Origin of the sequence: Actinoplanes aureus (assembly GCF_015704865.1) — a bacterium.
Taxonomy (GTDB): domain Bacteria; phylum Actinomycetota; class Actinomycetes; order Mycobacteriales; family Micromonosporaceae; genus Actinoplanes; species Actinoplanes aureus.
The window spans coordinates 210310-224660 of sequence record NZ_JADQTO010000012.1; the positions used below are offsets into that span (position 1 = coordinate 210310).

Sequence of the window (14351 nt, forward strand, 5' to 3'; positions counted from 1 at the left end):
TGTGGGCGGGCAAGGCGGTGCGACGGGGGAGGCTGATGTGACGAGTGTCCGGGGCCGGGGCAGGAAACGGAGCTACCCGCCGCCGTCGCGTGGGCGTTCGGTGGCGGGCAGATGGTTAGGAGGGCTACGAGGCGTCGCTCACCGGATAGGGCTGACCGTTGACCGTGAGGGTGTACGGGGCGTACTGGGTGACCTCCCCGGTGGGCTCGTCGTAGGCGATGACCGCGATCACCCTGGGGTAAGAGCCCAGCTTGGCGAGCTCATCCAGCGACACCGCCTTGGCGCGGGAACGGCCCAGCCCGACCAGCGTGACGTGCCAGTTGTGCACGGGTGTGGGGCGTATCTGGGTGGGCGAGTTCCAGCCGTCGAGCGTGTCGCTGTCCACGGCGGTGGCGCCGATCTTGACATCCTTGACGTGCCAGCCGCCAAGGCTGACGGCGCCGTCGCTGACGTACCGGAAACCGAGGAGCACGCTCCGCCCGGCGTACGCGGCAAGGTCGTAGCTCAGGGTGACGTCCGCGGCCTGGCCGGTGATCGCGGCGCCCAGCGGACCCTGCACCGTTTCGTCTCCGGTCACCGGCTGGTAGGTCTTTCCGCCGTCGGCGGAGACCGTCACATACCCGTAGTCGAAGTCCTTCTCCAACCCGTGCGTCGACGTGAAGCGCAGCACCGGGTCGATGGCCGGCACGTCGACCATCCGCACCGCGGTGGCGTCGGTGTCCGGTTCGTTGCCGGAGAAGAGCATTCCGCTGTCGACCGTCCACAGCAACGGGCTGGGCGGCAGCGTGTCGGCGCCCCGGAAATCGACCGACCGCAGATCCCGCGGCAGCCGGACGTAATCGGCGCCGTTCGGCGCGGCGCCCGGTGCGCCGTAGGCGGACGTGTCGGCCAGGTTGACCGTGGAACGCAGCCCGGGGGCGGTCACATGCTCGCGCGGCAGACCCTTCATCACCCCGCCCGGCTGGCCGACGGCCTTGTCCACCAGCGTCATGATCTGGAAGTCGTGCAGCACGTCGTGCAGATCGGTGCCCTTCGGCAGCGCGGCGGCGATCCCGGACAGCCCCTTGTTGGTGGAGTCCCGGTGCAGCGTCGAGATGATCTCCGGGCCGAATCGGTCATGCAGGTAGATCATCAGCTGGTACGTGATGCCGTAGTCGGCCAGGATCTCGTTCGGTCCGCCCTCCTTCCACAGGTTCAGCGAGTTGGCCGGGGCGTTGCAGTCGCGCGGATTGGGGTTGTAGGCCGTTTTCACCATGCCGAAACCCTGATAGCAGGCGATGTGGGGGTCGAAACCGCGCCGGTACACGTTGATGCTCGGATCCACATAGCCGACAAGCGTCTGCGCGTACTCGGCGAGGCCCTCGCTGACCCAGTCCTCCTCCGTCGCGTCGACGTAGTAGGCAAGCAGGTGCTGCCACTCGTGGGCAAACGTCGACTCGTACAGGCGGGGACGGGCGGGACGGCTGGTGCACCGGTCGTCCGTGGGCTCATTCTTCGGTTCCGCGCCGGTCTGATGCAGCCAGTCGTAGGCGTCGATCGTGACCACATTGCGGTCGAAGAGCTCGTTGAGCTGCTCGGAGAAGAACCCGGCGACGTATGTGGGACGCTCCAGGAAGTTGAAGTAGTTCTCGTCGCGGACGTTGTCGACAAGTGTGACGGTTCGCTCGCCCGCCCCGCTGAAGTCGTCCGGCAACCCGGCGTTCGCCCCGGTCCGGTCCGGCGGCCTGCTGAACGCCGCGGTCTCCTTGGGGTAGATGGTCTCGTCGAACTCGCGTACCAGGGCGTCGATCTGGGCGTCGGTGACCTGCGTGGCGTCGCCGCGGCAGTCACCCTCCGGGAAGGCGAGGTCGTCGGCGACCCATACCTCGATGTACTCGCCGACCGCCCGCAGCCTGTAGTCCTTGCGATAGACGTCGTTGGTGATCGCGTTCAGGCCGGCCCAGCTGCGGACCGTCCCGACCGGCGGTGTCTCGGCGGTTGCCCGCCGCGCGGCCGGCCTCGGGCGGTAGCTGGCCGGCGGCAGCGGTTCCCCGTTCAGGGTGAGCCGGTCCGGGATCAGCTCGCGCACTTCGTCCGCCGGTACGGCTGCCGTCTCGCTGGGGCTGGGGGAAGGCGGTGGCGTGGGCGGCACCGCGCCCGCGGAGACCGGGCCAGCGAATAGCGGGACAGTAACGGTTAAGGCCGCGAAGCTCGCAAATAGGGTGCGCGTCACGTCTCGCGACGCTACCTGCGATCGCGAGGCCGTGACGCCAACACCGGTTGTTGTCAGTCAGGAAACCACCCAGTGGATCACGAAACTTCGCGGCGGAGGACCCGGATGAAGCCGAACACCAGCGGAACGATCACCCAGAGCGCTGTCGAAACCGCCAGCCGGGCGTACTCGCCGCCGGTCGCGTCCGCCTCCGACAACGCCTGCGAGGTGACATTCAGGTCGAGCCACTTGGCGGCCTCGGCGAGTTTGGTGACGATCTCGCCGATCACCGTCCAGACCGTGGGCAGCGCGAAGTAGATCACGATCGCGAGCGGGGTGTTGAGCAGCATCGCACCGAAGCCGATCCCCATCAGCACGAAGATCACCTGAAGGAGCAGGCTTTGCCAGATCAGCGACGAGTCCAGAGTCCACGACGCGTCACCTCCGAGCGGCCCGGCGATCAGGTTGGCTACCGCGGCCAGCAGCCCGGTCGCCACGGTCGCCGCGATCGCGATCAGAACACCCGCGGCCAGCTTCGCCAACATCACCCGGCTTCGTGCCGGCACCAGGGTGAACGTGGTCAGTGCGGTGCGCTGCGACCACTCGCTGGTCACCGACAGGATGCCGAGCACCGGCAGCAGCACCGCCGACGGCACCAGGCCGAAGAGGAAGAAGCCGGAGAACGTCTGCTCGGCGTCCTCCGCCCAGCCGAGCAGGATCGCGGAGGTGCCCACGGTGGCCAAACCGATGATCAGCAGCAGCCAGAATCCAGCCCTGGTGTCGGCGAGCTTGCGCAGCTCCACCACGGTCAGCCGGCCCAGCGGCACGGCACGGTTCTCGGTCAGGACGCTCATCGGGTGACCTCCTCGAGCTTGGAGTCGCCGTGGCCGTTGCCGGTCAGCCGCAGGAACATCTCCTCCAGCCCGCCAGCCCCCGCCGGTCGCAGCTCCAGCAGGACCACGCCGGCGGCCGCGGCGGCCTTGCCGATGGTCTGCGGATCGGAGGGCACCAGCATGCTGCCGTCCGCCGAGCGCGAGCCGGTGATGCCCATGCTCTGCAGCAGCGAGTCCAGTTCGGCCGGGTCGGCGGCACGTACGAGGGTGCCGGCCTCACCGAGCAACTGGTCCTTGCCGCCTTGGACGAGGATCCGGCCGTTGCCGATCACGACGAGGCGGTCGGCGACCGCCTCCACCTCACGCAGCAGGTGCGACGAGAGCAGGACCGTGCCACCCCGGTCGGCGAAGCCACGCAGCAGGCCGCGCATCCAGAAGATGCCCTCCGGGTCCAGGCCGTTGGCGGGTTCGTCGAGGATCAGTACGGCCGGGTCGCCGAGCATCGCGTACGCGAGACCGAGCCGTTGCCGCATGCCGAGCGAGTACCCGCGCAGCCGTCGGCGTGCTGCGGTCTTGTCCAGCCCCACCTTCGCCAGCCGCTCCGGAATGCGGGCGGTGTCCAGGCCCATCGTGATCGCGGCGAGGGCCAGGATCTCCCGGCCGGTCCGACCGGCGTGCTGCGCCGACGCGTCGAGCAGCACACCGACCTTGCGCCCCGGGTTGCCGAGCCGGCGGTACGGGACGCCGTCCACCGTTGCCCCTCCCGAGGTGGGCGGGGTGAGACCGCAGATCATCCGCATAGTGGTGGACTTGCCGGCACCGTTGGGGCCGAGAAATCCGGTCACCGTGCCGGGTTCGCAGGTGAACGACACGTCATCGACGGCGAGCTGGCCGCCGTACCGTTTGGTGAGATGTTCGACCTCAATCATGGAACTCAGCCTGCGGCCGCCCATGGTGCCCGCGCTTCGGCCGCAGGTCGATGCCCGCGAACCTTGGTCGATAGACCGGTTACGACTTTGGTCGGTATCGGCCCGGTGCGGCCGGCCCGTATCGTCGGACACGTGGGGGCGTCGATGACGGAATACCGGTGGTTGTGGCCGTCCGCGCTGGCGGCGGACCCGGCCGGCCCGCTTTCGGCGCGCCGATCCATGCGTGACTGGGTGGTCGACACCCTCTGCTTCCTGCTCGGCTTCGGGTTCACCGCGGCGGCCACCATCGATCTTCTCCAGCCGAACCCGGGGATGACGCAGCAGTGGGTGGGCACCCCGGTGTGGCTGGTGGTGGCCGACGGTGTGCTGAGCGCAATCGCCGGGATCGCGCTCTGGTGGCGCCGTCGCCTTCTGACCCCACTCGCGTTTTATCTCCTACTGCTCGCCTTCTTCTCGGTCGCCAGCGGCATCACCCTGCTGATCGTCGTGTTCACCGGCGCGGTGCACCGCCGCTTCCGATGGGTGGCGATGTTCGTCATGGCCGTGGTGGCCGCCAATGCTGTCTTCGCCTACCTGCGGCCGGGGACCGGCGCCGGCTTCTGGTCGACGTTCGGCTGGGGCACCGTGATGGTCGTCATGGCCTGCCTCTGGGGCATGCTGGTGCGAGCGCGCCGACAGCTGATCAATTCCTGGCGGGAGCGGGCCGAGCGGGCCGAGGCCGAGCAGCAGCTACGGGTGGCCCAGGCCCGTGTCCTGGAACGCACCCGCATCGCCCGCGAGATGCACGACGTCCTCGCTCACCGGATCTCGCTGCTCAGCCTGCACGCCGGGGCACTCGAGTTCCGGCCGGACGCCCCGGCCGCCGAGATCGCCGGAGCAGCGGCCATCGTCCGGGAAAGTGCCCACCAGGCACTACAGGATCTGCGGGCGGTGATCGGTGTGCTCCGGGAGGGACAGTCCGAGGAGAACCGGCCGCCGGAGCGGCCACAGCCCACCCTGAGCGCGCTGCCCGCGCTGGCCGACGAGTCACGGTCGGCGGGCATCAGGGTACGGCTCAACATGGCGACCGAGCCCGACACGGTGCCGCTCGTGACCGGGCGGGCCGCGTACCGGATCATCCAGGAAAGCCTGACCAATGCTCGCAAGCATGCCCCGGCTGCCGCGGTGAGCGTCGCCGTCGGCGGCGCTCCCGGGAAGGGCCTGACCATCGAGATCCGCAATCCACTCGCGGTGACCGTCCCCGCAATGCCGATTCCAGGCACCGGCATGGGCCTGATCGGTCTCACTGAGCGTGCCTCCCTCGCCGGTGGCCGGCTCAGCCACGGCATCGATGGCGACGAGTTCGTCGTGACCGCGTGGTTGCCGTGGACGGAATGAAGCCCGTTCGCGTGCTGATCGTCGACGACGATCCACTGGTGCGCGCCGGGCTTTCCATGATCCTTTCCGGTGGCGAGGAGGTCAGCGTGGTCGGGCAGGCCGCTGACGGCGGCGAGGTGGCGGCCGCGGTTACCCAACATCGGCCCGACGTGGTGCTGATGGACATCCGCATGCCAGGCGTCGACGGCTTGGCCGCCACCGAGGCACTGCGCAATCGCCCCGGTGCGCCGGAGGTGCTGGTGCTGACGACGTTCGACGCCGACGAGTACGTGCTGCGGGCGCTGCGTGCGGGCGCCAGCGGCTTCCTGCTCAAGGACACTCCACCCGCGCAAATCAAACAGGCGGTGCTGCGGGTGGCCCGGGGGGAGGCGACACTGTCGCCGAGCGTGACCAGACAGCTCATCACGCATGTCGCGGCCGGGCCGCCGGATCGCGGTCAGGCCGCTGGGCGGCTGGCTCGCCTGAGTACCCGAGAGCGTGAGGTGGCGCTCGCCGTGGCGCAGGGCAGGTCGAACGCGGAGATCTCAGCCGAGTTGTTCATGTCGGTCGCGACGGTGAAGGCACATGTCTCCCGGGTGCTCACCAAGCTGGACCTGAACAACCGGGTACAGGTGGCCTTGCTCGTGCACGACGCGGGCCTGGCCTGATCGGGCGGTGCACGGCTCGGGCTGACAGAGCGACGCTGACGTCTGGGCGATCACCGATCCGGCGCGGCGGCTTGACCGGGCAGCGCACCGCGCCTGCTTGGGCGGCGTGCCGAGGTTTCCTGGAGCAGCGTGCGGCAACTCGGTTGGGCGGCGCGCGGCGGCTCGATCGAGCAGCGCCGAGACCCGGCGACTTGGTAGCCGATGCCCGGTCTGGCTTGAATTCCCCGTCCGCTACTCGAACAGGGAGTGATGGCGGCCGCCCTCGGCGCGGGCACGGGCCCGGCGGCGCAGCTGCACTACCACGATGTCGATAACGGCGACCGCCGCCCAAGCAACCATCAGCCAGGCGGGGACCGTCCACCCGGCGCGGAACAGGAACACCGCCAAGCCGGTGCAGACGACCAGCCCGAACACGGCCAGGACCAGCCGCAGATTGAGCGGAGAGTAAGGCTTCTCCACCGTCCCGCGGCGACCACGCGGTTGCGGTCCGAGGGGCATGGGCGGAGCGTACCCGGCGCCCCAGGCACCAAACGCGGCCCTCCAAGATCGAGAACTTTCTATGTCGCTCGTACGTTGTGGAGGACATGATGGAGGGCGGTTCGTCGATGAGGAGGCGCCATGCCCCAGCCGGCTACCACGGTGACCGAGCGGCGGCTCGGCACGTGGCCGATCTTCGTCATCGCGGTCTCCGCCATGACGCCGCTGACCGTCGTGGCCGGGGCTTTGCCGCTCGGCTACGGCCAGGTCGAGGAGAAGGGCATCCCGGTCGCGTACATGCTGGTCGCGGCCGTGCTGGGCGTTTTCGCGGTGGGGCTTGCCGCGATGGCGCGGCACGTTCCCAACAGCGGCGCCTTCTATGCGTACGCTGCGGCCGGTCTCTCTCGCCCGGCCGGTGTGGGCACCGCTTTCGTTGCGCTGCTCGCCTACAACGCCATGCAAATCGGTCTTTACGGCGCCTTCGGGGTGGCCGCGCACCACGTGCTGGCCGCCTTCGGCGTCGAGATCTCATGGGTGATCTGGGCGCTGCTCGGCTGGGCGCTGATCGCCGTACTCGGCCGGCTGAACATTGATTTGAACGCCCGAATCCTGACCGTCCTGGTCTGCGCCGAAGTGCTGATCGTGCTGATTCTCGACGCCGTCATGCTCGCCAACCCGGCCGGCGGCACGGTCACCTTCGACACCCTCAACCCGGCTCTGATCGCCAGCGCCGGAGGCGTCGCCCTGCTGGTCGCCGCGATCGCCGGAATGGTCGGCTTCGAGGCGCCCCTCGTCTACGCGGCCGAGGCCAAGGATCCGCGCCGCACCATCGCCCGCGCGATCGGGTTCACCCTGCTCGTCGCGGCCGTCCTCTACGGCGGCACCGCCTGGGTGATGTCGGTCGTCGCCGGACCCGACCAGATCATCGTGATCGCCGCCGACCACCTTGACGACCTGTTCTTCTTCCTGCCCGAGCCGTATCTGCCGGCCGTGGTCATCGATCTGGCCCGGGTGTTCTTCGCGACCAGCCTGTTCGCCGCGATGCTCGCCTTCCACCACACCGTCGCCAGGTACGCCCTGACCGTCGCGCGTGAGGGCGTACTGCCCGGTTCGCTGGCGCGCACCCGTGATGACGTGCCGGTCACCGCGTCGCTTGCCCAGTCCGGGCTCGCCGTCGCCGTACTGTTGATCTTCGCTGTGGCCGGCTGGAACCCCACCACCGACCTGTTCTTCTTCGGCACCGTCTCGGGCGGCCTCGGCGTCCTCGTCCTGATGGCCATCGCCGCCGTGGCGGTAGTCCGCTACTTCCGCGCTGACGACCATGGCGAAAGCCGCTGGCGGCGCTCGATCGCGCCGTGGATCGCGCTGGTGTTCCTGGTGCTGATCCTGCTGCTGACGGTGGCTTCGTTCGGCATCCTGCTCGACTCCGACAACCTGGTGAAGGTGTGGACGCCGCCGTTGGCGTTCCTGCTGCTCTTCCTGCTGGGCGTGTACTGGGGGCGACGGCTGCGGCACGAGCGGCCGGAGGTGTACGCGGGGATCGGCTCCGGCCTGCCTCCCTCGCCGGCGGCAGCCGCCGTCGAACCGCAACGCGATGCGGACCAGATCGATGATCCGGTCGCTGAACCGCGAGGCGACATTCCGGGTACCGTTGCAGCCGATCCGGCCACCGCGACCAGCAACGATGCGGCCGCCCGCGCGGTCAGCACGCCCGCTACCCGGACGGAGGCATCCGGCGAAGCGGCCGCACGCGCGCAGAAGACTGGATCACCCGCACCGGAAGCGAGCCCGGCATCAAGCGACGTTGCAGCCGGTGACCCTGCTTCCCGTGAGGAGAAAACGCCGGGCTCCGGACCGGCCGGCCTAGCAAGCGTGCGCGAGAAGGCCGGTGATGTCGCGCCGGGCGAGCCCGCCGGCCGGGAGGACGAAGCCGGCGCCGCGCGGCCCGCTCCGCCCCGGCGGGCGTCGAATCCACGCAAACAGGCCGCAACCGGCAGGCGTGCGACCCGCCCTCCGGCCGACGGGCCGCCCGCTACCTCGGTGCCAGGTGAGGCCGTCGAGGCCACGCCGCCGAACGGCGCTTCCGGAGAAGCGGAGACGGTCCGCCGGCCGAGGACGCCGCGAGCGCGGCGCGCGCCGGGACGTGGCGCGGCCGAGCCGCCGTCCGGCAACGGTCCCACCGGATCGGCACATCCAGCGCAGACCACGCCAGGCGTGCCGGCCTCGCCGGGCGAATCCGCCGCGTCGACGGCTTCCAGTGAGGCAACCGCGCCACAGCCCAAGGGAACGGCATCCGGCGAAGCAGCGGCTCCGCAACCCTTCGTATCCGACCCAGGATCACCGTCCGTGCAGGTATCCGGATCCGCGCAGATATCCGCCGCGTCAGCCTCCTCGTCGACGCGCCCCGACGAGATCACCGGATCGCCGTCAGCCGCCGAGCCGGCAACGATCAACGAACCGACCCAGACCGAGCCGGTGGCCGAAAAAGCTCAGCCGGGACAACCACGGACCCGCGCTCCGCGTGCGCGCGAAGCCAATCCCGATGCGCCGGAGGAAACACCCTGAACTGCACAAACGCAAAACTGAGGTGAGTGATGCCTCGCTCTCGGTACAGCGTTCCCTATAGGTGGGACGGGCGCCGCCGCACGGCATGCTCATGACCGGAACCGCATGTCCCCCACCGTAGATGTGGGGGACCCTCTCCGTTTCCCGCATCATGGGAAACCGTAGAGTCTTCATGTCAAGCGGCCACACCGCTTGCGTACCGGCAGCAGTCGCGAAGCCCACCAGGCATCACGGTGCGTGCCGGCCGATCCGCCGGTAGGCCCGGCGTCCGAACCCACCAGCTGGGCCGCCGGCGGATCCGCAAATCACCCTAGGGCGTTTCGCTTGCGCCCTTTTCTGGTACGCGTTTCGGCTGTTGCCAACCGCAGCCACACCTCCCGCCTCGCCACGCGAGCCAACTGCCCACACCCGGCCGCCCGGCGACCGCCGGGCCGAGGCGCCCAGCCGCCCGGCAACCGCAGGCCGAGGCCTCCCAAGCCGCCCGCGCGCAGATAGACCGCGCCCGGCCCAACTCCGAAGCCAGGCGACAAGGCTCAACAGCACGGATGCAGCGGCTCCGTAGCGAGCCGATCAGCCTCACGCAACGCGCGCAGAATGTTGCCGTTGGCAAGTTTGCAAAGCTCACCCTCCGACCACCCACGGCTGCTCAGCTCGGCGAACAACCGCGGATACCCGGAGACGTCGGCCAGCCCGACAGGCACCTCAGGAGTGCCGTCGTAGTCCCCACCGATGCCGATGTGATCAACCCCGGCCACCTCGCGGGCGTGCTCGATGTGGTCGGCGACCTGGCCGACGGTCGCGGACGGTTTCGGATGGGCGGCGAGCCAGGCATATAAGGAAGGTTCGGCGGCCGGGTCGACCGGCGGATTGAGCGGTACCCCGGACGGCTCCGAACCAGGCCGCAGGGTCTCAGGCCACTCGTACGGAACCGGCGGCAGGCCCAGCCGTTCCCACTCGGCGTCAGCAGCCAGCTTCCAGTCGAACGTCTCGGCGGAGACGAAGTACGACACGAAGGGCAGCTGGATGACGCCGCCGTTGCCGGGCAGGCGGGTGAGCACGTCGTCCGGCACGTTGCGGGGATGGTCGGTGACCGCCCGGGCACCCGAGTGCGAGAAGATCACCGGAGCGGTGGCGACGTCGAGTGCCGCGTGCATAGTGGCGGCGGAGACGTGGGAGAGATCAACGAGAACGCCGATGCGCTGCATCTCGCGTACGATCGCTCGCCCTTCGGCCGTGAGGCCGCCGACAGCCGGCGGCTGCGTCGCCGAGTCCGCCCACGCGGTGTTGTGATTGTGGGTGAGCGTCACATAGCGCACGCCGAGCCGGGCGAGCGACCGCAGCACGCCGAGTGAACCGGCCAGGCTGTGGCCGCCCTCCACGCCGATGAGCGAAGCGATCCGCCCGGCCGCCATGATCCGCTCCACGTCGTCCGCGGTGTAGGCGAGCTCCAGGTCGTCCGGGTACGCGGCGACCATCCGGTAGACCACGTCGATCTGCTCCAGGGTGTGGGCGAGAGCGACCGGCTCGGGCAGGTCGGACGGGACGTAGACGGACCAGAACTGGCCGCCCACGCCGCCGGCGCGCAGTCGTGGCAGGTCGGTGTGCAGGGGTGGGCGTTCCTGCTCCAGCCCCGCCACGCTCGACCCGTGCCACTCGCGCAGGCGCATCGGGAGGTCGTTGTGGCCGTCGATGATCAGCAGCATGCTCTCTGGCTACCGTTCCCCGGCCCGCGGTGCAAGCAGAACCCGCAAACACCGCAACCTGCCAGCACCTGCACGGGCACTTGGCGTGCACCCGCCGACCTGGAATCTCTTTCACATGCCCGGCCGACATGGGCCGGACAAACCGGGGGAGATTTACATTGCGACGCGCCAAGCTGCCGAAGTCTCTGACAGCTCTGACCGCCGTACTCGCTGGTACCAGCGCTGTGCTGGTGCCGGGTGCCGCTAACGCGGCCAACGCCGAGCTGGCCGTTCAGGCCGCCGACGACAGCTACACCTCAAGCAGCCGCAAGACCGCCGCGTTCGGCGCGGAGGACAAGCTCGCTGCCGGCAAGAGCGGCAAGGACAGCAAGACCGCCTTCCTGAAGTTCACGGTTCCGGCCGGCACCGACGTCAAGGCCGCGCGGCTGTTCCTCAGCCCGTCGGGCAAGCCGTCCGGCAAGGTCACCGTGTCGCGGGTTGTCGACAACTCGTGGACCGAGGGCAAGCTGACCTCCGGTAACGCGCCCAAGCTGGGTCTCGCGGTTGCCTCGGTGACCCCTCGCACGGATGACACCCGGGTCGGGTTCGACCTGAGCGCCGAGGTCACCGGCCCCGGCACCTACTCGTTCGCGGTGACCGCCACCAGCCTCAACCGCTTCCAGTCGGCCGAGAACAAGGCCAAGGGCGGCCCCGAGCTGGTCATCACCACCGACGGCAAGGCCGCCGCTCCTGCCGTGCCCGCCAAGCCGGCCAAGCCGGTCGCCGCCGGTGACTACAAGAACTGCGTCACCGACGCCAAGCTCGTGCCCTCCTGCGGCGTGCTGTGGGGCGGCGCGGCCGGCGGCTTCACCAGCAAGCCGCGTGACCTCGAGCACAAGAATTGGGAGAAGCTGAGCGGCCGTACCGCGACGATCTTCCACACGTACCACAAGGGCGACGAGCCGTTCCCGACCAAGGCCGAGATCGCCATGACCAAGGACGCCGCCAACCCGCGCGTGCTCCTGCTGAACTGGAAGATCGCGTACGGCTCCAACTGGGCCAAGGTCGCCAAGGGTGAGCAGGACAAGCGGATCGACGCGTTCGCCACCCGGATCAAGGCGTACGGCAAGAAGACCTTCCTCGTGCTCAACCACGAGCCGGAGAACGACGTCGTCGCCAAGGCCGGTTCCGGCTGGGAGGCGAAGGACTTCGCCGCCATGTACCGCCACACCATCGAGCGCCTGCGTGCCAAGGGCGTGACCAACGTGGTGAACGTGCTCGCCTACATGGGCAACGAGAAGTGGATGGCGCAGACCTGGTGGAAGGACCTCTACCCGGGCAACGACATCGTGGACTGGATCGGCCTGGACTCGTACGTCTCGGTGGAGAAGGGCTACTACCACTTCGGTGACTTCGCCGACCTGCTCGACCGTGCCCCGAAGGGCGGCGGCCTGGGCTTCTACGAGTGGGCCACCACCAAGCACGCCGGCAAGCCGATCATGATCGCTGAGTGGGGCGGCTACCACCGCATCGGCAAGACCACCGACAAGTCCGCGGTCTACAACAGCGTCATGGCCGAGCTGGTCAAGCGTCCCGCGATCAAGGCGATGGTGCACTTCGACACCAAGGCCGACGACGAGGGCAACCGCGACATCAGCATCGACAGCACCCCGGCCGGCCTGGCCGCCTTCAAGAAGCTGGCCGCCAACCCGATCTTCAACGTGAAGCTCGGCTGACCTAGCCCTCCCTCAAGGAAAGCGCCGTCCGGTCCCCCGCCGGGCGGCGCTTTCCTGCTTTCCCGGCCGGGCATGTCAGTGTCGGTCGCCGAGGTTGCCGACCACCGCCCGTGCGGTCACCGCGGTGGTCGCGGTGATCATTCCCGCCTTGCCGTAGGGCTGGTCCTCGACCAGGTAGGATCGCTCGCCGAGATACTCACCGCTCTCCCGGTCGAAGATCCACTCGCGGCGTTCGCCCTGCTCGACGCGGGCCACGGCGACGCCGTGCCGGCCGGCCGCGTCCTCCGCGTCCGCGATCAGCTCCACCCCGGGGATCTTCGCCGCGGCCTGGTAGAGCGCCGCCGTGGTCCGCGCCGGGAGCATGGCCTCGCTCAGCAGATCACCGATCACGGTGAACGCCTGCCCGTCGCGGCTGTGGCCCTTCCCGGCCGACTCGGCGTAGATCTTCGCGAGCAGTTCGTCCGGGTCGTCGGGCAGGTCGGCGTGCACCTGCTCGGCGGTGAACACTCCCAGGTCGGAGGGCCGCTCGGCCTCCTTGAGCCGTCCCCGGCCACCGGCGAACAGCGGGAGCCAGATCTCCCGGTCGTGCAGTTCGTCGAGCTCACCACCGTCGTCGGTGAACTCCATGTAGGCGATGCGGCTCTTCACGTACAGGTAGCGGCCCTCGGTGGGAGTGCTCGGTTGCGTGACGCCGGCGGCCGCGGCCAGCCGATCCAGAAAGACCAGCGCGGCCGCGCGATCGCCGGGCAGCACCTGAGCGGTCGGATTCGGCTTCACCGAGTCGATCCACGGCGCCGCGATCACAGCGGCCGCGATCACCGCGGCAAGCAGGCACGCCGCCGGCGCGGCGACGAGCATCCAGCGGCGAGCCGGCTTCGGCGAGCCGTGAATCTCGGCCATCAGGTGAGCCCGCCGGGCCCGCAAGCGGGCCTCCGGCAGATCCGGGCCGGTGGGCGGGGCCGTCATCAAGTCGCTCATCGCGTCTCCTCCGGCAAGATCGAAAAACATTGTTGGGTACGGGTAAAAGCCGCCCGTTCCTCAAGGAGCACCGATTCGGTCGTCGGGGTCGACGCCGTCCCGGTCACGGTCGGGCCCTGCGCGAGCTCGGCCTCGGTGAGTACGCGCAACCGGCTCCGTGCCCGGGACAGCCGCGACCGGACCGTCCCGATCGGCACGCCGAGCGCCTCGGCGGCGGCCGCATAGTCCAGCTGATGCCAGACGCAGAGCAGAAACACCTCCCGGTCGGCCCGGCGCAACGCGCGCAACGCGGCGGTCGCGGCGGCGAGCTGCGCGGCGTCGTGCATCCGGCCCACCACCTCGTCGGCGAAGTCGGGCAGCGCGTCGGCAGCCGGAACCCGGGACAGCGCCGCACGATGCCGCCGGGCCGCCCGCCGCCGGTTGCGCAGCACATTCGTCGCGATGCCGAGCAGCCACGGGCGCGGGCTCTCACCGTCAGGCCGCAGCGAAGCCCGCAGCCGCCACGCCTCCAGAAAGGTCAGCGACACCACGTCCTCGGCGTTCGTGGGGTCGCCCTCCGTCCAGACGGCGTAGCGGTAGACGGCTCGCGCGTGTTCGTCGAACAGGTCGCCGAAGGCGTCCTGGTCACCGGCCCGTATCCGGGCCCGCATCTCTCCAGTCACACCGTGTCCTGTCCGCTAACGACATCGAGTTCCATCCGGATCCAGCGCGCGCCCGACGTTAGGCCCCCGCAAGGCCCGCGCCGGGACGGCAGGTGGCGGGCGAAGCTAAAGGGCTTCCGTAGTCAGGGTCCCAGGCGGTGATCTTGCTTGGCCCACGCTCACTGCTGTCTCAACGGCCGCCAGACAGCACCCAGGTTTGGGCCGACAAGACCGTGACCGCGAAGGCTCTCTAGAGCTGAGTGACTGGTGGGGCCGCCGCCGGCCGGCCGAGGCT

Annotated in this window: 11 protein-coding genes; 4 read left to right on the forward strand and 7 right to left on the reverse strand. The window is 69.5% G+C overall.

What is annotated here, in order from left to right:
• Nucleotides 1–124: 124 nt before the first annotated feature.
• From I4J89_RS25505 to I4J89_RS25515, 3 genes are all read right to left on the reverse strand, one after another.
• The gene (locus tag I4J89_RS25505; RefSeq protein ID WP_309238479.1) at nucleotides 125–2068 is read right to left on the reverse strand and encodes an immune inhibitor A domain-containing protein; all 1944 of its coding nucleotides are present in this window, start codon (nucleotides 2066–2068) and stop codon (nucleotides 125–127) included.
• A 221-nt stretch (nucleotides 2069–2289) separates the two neighbouring features.
• A complete protein-coding gene (locus I4J89_RS25510; RefSeq protein ID WP_196416585.1) occupies nucleotides 2290–3045 on the reverse strand; it encodes an ABC transporter permease in 756 nt (251 codons plus the stop codon).
• Nucleotides 3042–3953 carry an ABC transporter ATP-binding protein gene (locus I4J89_RS25515; RefSeq protein WP_196416586.1) on the reverse strand — a complete coding sequence of 304 codons (912 nt, stop codon included), beginning with the start codon at nucleotides 3951–3953 and terminating at the stop codon, nucleotides 3042–3044. The genes I4J89_RS25510 and I4J89_RS25515 overlap by 4 nt, the downstream gene beginning before the upstream one ends.
• Nucleotides 3954–4097: 144 nt before the next feature.
• Here I4J89_RS25515 and I4J89_RS25520 point away from each other — a divergent pair, with 144 nt between their 5' ends.
• Both I4J89_RS25520 and I4J89_RS25525 read left to right on the forward strand, forming a co-directional pair.
• A complete protein-coding gene (locus I4J89_RS25520; RefSeq protein WP_196416670.1) occupies nucleotides 4098–5330 on the forward strand; it encodes a sensor histidine kinase in 1233 nt (410 codons plus the stop codon).
• Nucleotides 5327–5977, forward strand: a complete 651-nt coding sequence (locus I4J89_RS25525) for a response regulator (protein WP_196416669.1) — start codon at nucleotides 5327–5329, stop codon at nucleotides 5975–5977. Before I4J89_RS25520 ends, I4J89_RS25525 begins: the two co-directional genes overlap by 4 nt.
• 231 nt (nucleotides 5978–6208) lie before the next feature.
• Here the strand turns inward: I4J89_RS25525 and I4J89_RS25530 are convergent, their stop codons facing one another.
• A complete protein-coding gene (locus I4J89_RS25530; protein ID WP_196416587.1) occupies nucleotides 6209–6475 on the reverse strand; it encodes a hypothetical protein in 267 nt (88 codons plus the stop codon).
• 120 nt (nucleotides 6476–6595) lie between these two features.
• Here I4J89_RS25530 and I4J89_RS25535 point away from each other — a divergent pair, with 120 nt between their 5' ends.
• Nucleotides 6596–9019 carry an APC family permease gene (locus tag I4J89_RS25535; protein WP_196416588.1) on the forward strand — a complete coding sequence of 808 codons (2424 nt, stop codon included), beginning with the start codon at nucleotides 6596–6598 and terminating at the stop codon, nucleotides 9017–9019.
• 533 nt (nucleotides 9020–9552) lie between these two features.
• On the opposite strand, the gene I4J89_RS25540 is transcribed toward I4J89_RS25535, so the two are convergent.
• Complete coding sequence (locus I4J89_RS25540; RefSeq protein WP_196416589.1) at nucleotides 9553–10722, reverse strand: dipeptidase; 1170 nt, start codon at nucleotides 10720–10722, stop codon at nucleotides 9553–9555.
• A gap of 158 nt (nucleotides 10723–10880) precedes the next feature.
• Here I4J89_RS25540 and I4J89_RS50930 point away from each other — a divergent pair, with 158 nt between their 5' ends.
• Nucleotides 10881–12437, forward strand: a complete 1557-nt coding sequence (locus I4J89_RS50930; protein ID WP_196416590.1) for a CBM96 family carbohydrate-binding protein — start codon at nucleotides 10881–10883, stop codon at nucleotides 12435–12437.
• 75 nt (nucleotides 12438–12512) lie between these two features.
• Here I4J89_RS50930 and I4J89_RS25550 read toward each other — a convergent pair whose 3' ends face one another.
• Nucleotides 12513–13415 (reverse strand): CU044_5270 family protein, encoded by a 903-nt coding sequence (locus tag I4J89_RS25550; protein WP_230859556.1) that lies wholly within the window; start codon nucleotides 13413–13415, stop codon nucleotides 12513–12515.
• Nucleotides 13412–14077 (reverse strand): RNA polymerase sigma factor, encoded by a 666-nt coding sequence (locus tag I4J89_RS25555; RefSeq protein ID WP_309238480.1) that lies wholly within the window; start codon nucleotides 14075–14077, stop codon nucleotides 13412–13414. Before I4J89_RS25555 ends, I4J89_RS25550 begins: the two co-directional genes overlap by 4 nt.
• Nucleotides 14078–14351: the final 274 nt, after the last annotated feature.

Bases quoted from the DNA above. Each gene is read 5' to 3' on its own strand.
- I4J89_RS25510 (WP_196416585.1), bottom strand. From the start codon at position 3,045: ATGAGCGTCCTGACCGAGAACCGTGCCGTGCCGCTGGGCCGGCTGACC.
- I4J89_RS25515 (WP_196416586.1), bottom strand. From the start codon at position 3,953: ATGATTGAGGTCGAACATCTCACCAAACGGTACGGCGGCCAGCTCGCC.
- I4J89_RS25520 (WP_196416670.1), top strand. From the start codon at position 4,098: ATGACGGAATACCGGTGGTTGTGGCCGTCCGCGCTGGCGGCGGACCCG.
- I4J89_RS25525 (WP_196416669.1), top strand. From the start codon at position 5,327: ATGAAGCCCGTTCGCGTGCTGATCGTCGACGACGATCCACTGGTGCGC.
- I4J89_RS25530 (WP_196416587.1), bottom strand. From the start codon at position 6,475: ATGCCCCTCGGACCGCAACCGCGTGGTCGCCGCGGGACGGTGGAGAAG.
- I4J89_RS25535 (WP_196416588.1), top strand. From the start codon at position 6,596: ATGCCCCAGCCGGCTACCACGGTGACCGAGCGGCGGCTCGGCACGTGG.
- I4J89_RS25540 (WP_196416589.1), bottom strand. From the start codon at position 10,722: ATGCTGCTGATCATCGACGGCCACAACGACCTCCCGATGCGCCTGCGC.
- I4J89_RS25550 (WP_230859556.1), bottom strand. From the start codon at position 13,415: ATGAGCGACTTGATGACGGCCCCGCCCACCGGCCCGGATCTGCCGGAG.